This window comes from uncultured Lactobacillus sp. (genome assembly GCF_948948975.1).
Lineage (GTDB): Bacteria > Bacillota > Bacilli > Lactobacillales > Lactobacillaceae > Lactobacillus.
The window spans coordinates 1-3175 of sequence record NZ_CARBVX010000024.1 but is presented as its reverse complement, the minus strand read 5'-3'; the positions used below and the strand labels follow the sequence as shown (position 1 = coordinate 3175).

Below are 3175 nucleotides of genomic sequence, written 5' to 3'. Positions count from 1 at the left end.
TTATTATTACATTGGGATTTTCTTAGTCTATTCTCCACGGATGTGGAGATGATCCTATTGTTTACTTGTTGCTGTAAATCATCAATTACTATTCTCCACGGATGTGGAGATGATCCCACCAGCGTCCTTATCAACGGCTAAAACGTTAACTATTCTCCACGGATGTGGAGATGATCCTATTGTTTACTTGTTGCTGTAAATCATCAATTACTATTCTCCACGGATGTGGAGATGATCCTCTACAGGACTAACAATACCATCATATTCTTGACTATTCTCCACGGATGTGGAGATGATCCTATATGTCGGTCTGGTAGTGATGTAATTGTAATCTATTCTCCACGGATGTGGAGATGATCCTATGAAAGATTGGAAAAGCGAAGTTGATAAGTGCTATTCTCCACGGATGTGGAGATAATCCCTTCACCCCTACCAATCGAGTTGGTAAAATCACCTATTCTCCACGGATGTGGAGATGATCCTCATGATTTGAATACTCATGAGCATCAAATTGTCTATTCTCCACGGATGTGGAGATGATCCCCTAGTGAAAATGTTGAGGAAAAATCAGAAAAACTATTCTCCACGGATGTGGAGATGATCCCATCTGTAACACGATTAGTATTCTTAATTTGTTCTATTCTCCACGGATGTGGAGGTGATCCTTTAGCTAGTTTTATGGGTGGCTTATTCATGCGCTATTCTCCACAGTCGTGGAGGCAATACAAAATCTAACTAAGTACATTAATATTTTCCCATAATTATCCATATTAAAAAGATAGTCCACTGAACAAGAGGACTATCTTTTTATCTACAAATATTAACCTGCCAAATAAACCTTAATTACTAATTCCAAATTTTTACCATCCCAATGGAAAGTTTTTACACGACCAAATAAAAGATTTCCTGCATCAATTAAGCGACTAAATATCAAATTATGTTCGTGTGGAACATAGCCCAGTTTCAGGCCAGAAGGTGTAGTAACAGAAATTGCATTCTTATCGTATTTATTATCTGCTTCACGTACTAGTAAAACTGGGTCGTTTTCCTTTAAGCGAGGAACTATCTTATCTTCTAAATGCAAATAGTCTGAGCCACGTACCTCACATCCATATAGAAATGTACTACGACTTTCTCCAGATTGTTTATAGTATATCTTTTTTAATTCAGCCATTTGATTTTCCAAATTACTAATTCGATCCATCAAATCTGTAATTAAAATATCATCATTCCTGTACATACTCATTACATTTACTCTTTCTATTGAATAATTTTAGGCTTATTTTGTCCGTTCGTCGGAAACTCTAGTAGACTGTTTACCTCAATGATCTTATGATAAAGTATTATTTGATTTTTCAAATTCCGCAGCAGCTTGCTCGAAAGCCTGTGGTAAAAAGATAGAAATGTTAAACTAAAGAAGGTTTTCGCTCATGATATTAACCCCTAAAGAACTGGAGGGTGTGTTATGGTATGTTGATTATGCACCGTTGCCAATATTGAAAAGTAATGCTACAAACGAACAAAAGATAATTTATGCTAATTATATCATTGAGCGATTAAATGAAAATAAAATAGATACACCATTTTTTAGTAAGAATACAAGTAATAATTAAATATCGACCTATGTAGGTCTTTAAACAAACTATTTCTGTGTATTTCCGATGAGAGATGAGATTGTATAAACCTTACGAAAGCATAGCACAATAAAAAGAAAAGAATTCGAAAAGCTTGGAAATATATATCAAAGAGAGTGCATCTCCACCTACGTGGAGAACACTAAATATTCTTTGTTCTTATCACATTCATAGTTTATAATAAGACAATTTTTCATTAGTTTTACTAAATTCATAAAGGCTTCTTAAAAAATAATGATTTCAAAAATCATTTATATATTTTTTTGATTCATGGCTTTAAAGCGAGTGATCACTAATTCAATAACCGACACATACTTTTTAACCGTATTTCATTTTCAAATCACAAATAATCAATATAACCTAATCATACTATAAAGTCTCATTTTCTATTCTTTACATACTTACCAATCACTATTATTGAATTACTTACAAATAAATTTATTCCCTTAAAAGTAATCAATTATCTTCCAAGCAAATGCGTTCTAAGTATATTCTTTAGGGCGTCTCCTGAAGACGCTCTTATATCTGCAGTATCTTCTTGACCGTTCCGAATATCCAAAATGACTTGTGCATTAATAATCCCTTTTTTCTCTAGACTATGCAAAAAATAATCTACATCAAAAGTCGTAATAACATCATCAGCATAGTCTTCTCCGGTAATTTGGAATTCATAATCGTCAACACTTTTTATCAATCTTTCATTAAAATTATGGGTAACCAGGTAATAATAAACTTCCTGAATATCTTCCAAATTATTAGCTACAAATTGACTCAGGGCTAAATTATAAAGTATTGTTAAATTAATCATATAATTACTTGCATAAGGTGTAAATAAATCATTTTTTTGAAGAGTAAAGAGATCATGCCTCAGTTTATACTTAGTCTTGCCATCAGAAATAATTCCTATGATATTCAAACGATACTCTATTCTTTTTTTATCAATGTCTTCTTCTGTTTCTTTTATCACTTGTCGTGCTGCATGTCCCTGAGGATGCTGGTCAAAATCACGTAAGTTATAGCACAACCTGTAGCCTAAATTACTATCATAGATATATGAACAAATTTTTTCCAATTATCTTTAAAGTTAGACACATACCGTTCTAACCATTGTTGATCAAGATAATCTATAAAGGCATTCCCATCAGAAAGAAAAGCTCCAATAATTGTATTAGGATTTATTTCCATATCTTGAGAAATAGATGTTTTTATTAAATTTTTATACGAAGAAGCCACTCTATCATACAGCTCTTCAATATTTTCAAAAGTTCCTCTGATAGTTTGAAACCGATTCATTTCTTTTCTATCTTCAGTAGTGATATTTACTCTTCTTCCATCTTCAGAGTAATATAAATTTTTCTTAAATTTATACACATCTTTTATTTGAGCCAATACATCATCTTCAATCTTGGGATCTTCTTCAAAAATAAATTTATCATACTCCTCTTTAAAATTATCAGATAATTCTATTCCTTTTTCTTTCTCATACTTGATATGAACCCAAAAATTAGGACATATTATTAAACTGTTTGATTTAAAACCAT

The 3175-nt window shown here is 32.0% G+C and carries 3 protein-coding genes, 1 pseudogene and 1 CRISPR repeat array; of the genes and pseudogenes, 1 reads left to right on the top strand and 3 read right to left on the bottom strand.

Translation table 11 applies throughout. The features are described from left to right. Positions 1-27: 27 nt before the first annotated feature. A CRISPR array of direct repeats spans positions 28-726; the repeat unit is 28 nt; unit sequence CTATTCTCCACGGATGTGGAGATGATCC. 94 nt (positions 727-820) lie between these two features. After that, entirely contained in the window at positions 821-1246 is a 426-nt protein-coding gene (locus Q9R40_RS08420) for an HIRAN domain-containing protein (RefSeq protein WP_304677272.1), read from the bottom strand. 184 nt (positions 1247-1430) lie between these two features. Between Q9R40_RS08420 and Q9R40_RS08415 the strand changes: the two genes are divergently transcribed. Continuing rightward, positions 1431-1613, top strand: a complete 183-nt coding sequence (locus tag Q9R40_RS08415; protein WP_304677270.1) for a hypothetical protein — start codon at positions 1431-1433, stop codon at positions 1611-1613. Positions 1614-2094: 481 nt separating this feature from the next. On the opposite strand, the gene Q9R40_RS08410 is transcribed toward Q9R40_RS08415, so the two are convergent. Then, a complete protein-coding gene (locus Q9R40_RS08410; RefSeq protein ID WP_304677269.1) occupies positions 2095-2601 on the bottom strand; it encodes a hypothetical protein in 507 nt (168 codons plus the stop codon). Positions 2602-2666: 65 nt separating this feature from the next. After that, positions 2667-3175, bottom strand: a pseudogene (locus Q9R40_RS08405) (hypothetical protein); the annotation flags it as partial.